2 tRNA genes are annotated in these 584 nt (G+C 53.6%); both read left to right on the top strand.

Annotation, left to right across the window (positions count from 1 at the left end):
* The first annotated feature begins 333 nt into the window (after positions 1-333).
* Positions 334-410 (top strand) — tRNA-Asp (locus tag HMPREF3135_RS04240).
* A 19-nt stretch (positions 411-429) separates the two neighbouring features.
* Positions 430-502, top strand: a tRNA-Phe gene (locus tag HMPREF3135_RS04235).
* The last annotated feature ends 82 nt before the right edge of the window (positions 503-584 follow it).

The raw sequence follows: 584 nt of genomic DNA, 5'->3' as shown, positions 1-584 counted from the left end.
CCATGATGCAATGACCGCCTGACCCTACCGGCCATTTTTCGGGCTATTTTTGTCATAAACGTAGTCAGTAACTTGCATCGCCCCAACGCCGCCAGTCATAAACGTAGTCAGTAACTCGCATCGGTGTCACTGGGGGAGAGGGGGGCTTTACCCGGGTTTGGTGGGGAGAGCTTTTGCCACAGTCTAGGATGCCCCGAGACCCGGGGCTGGATGTCAGTTTTCAACTTAAAATATCTGCCATGAACTGGCGATTTGCTTATGTTCAGCGCTGTTCTGTAGAGTAACAACTCGTGCACAGCGCTGGTAATCCAGAAAGTTGAGCACGGCATTTAAGGCCCTGTGGCGCAGTTGGTTAGCGCGCCGCCCTGTCACGGCGGAGGTCGCGGGTTCAAGTCCCGTCAGGGTCGCCACTTGATTAAATTCAAGTCTGGCCAGATAGCTCAGTCGGTAGAGCGTCCGCCTGAAAAGTGGAAGGTCAGCGGTTCGATCCCGCTTCTGGCCACAATTAATCCCCAGTCCGGAAACGGGCTGGGGATTCTTTGTTTTACCAGGTGTTTGTGGGTTAAGTGACAAAAAGTGTGTCC

The organism is Corynebacterium sp. HMSC14H10, assembly GCF_001807105.1.
GTDB lineage: Bacteria > Actinomycetota > Actinomycetes > Mycobacteriales > Mycobacteriaceae > Corynebacterium > Corynebacterium jeikeium_D.
The sequence above is the reverse complement of the archived record's forward strand: the minus strand, read 5'-3'. Positions and strand labels throughout refer to the sequence as shown.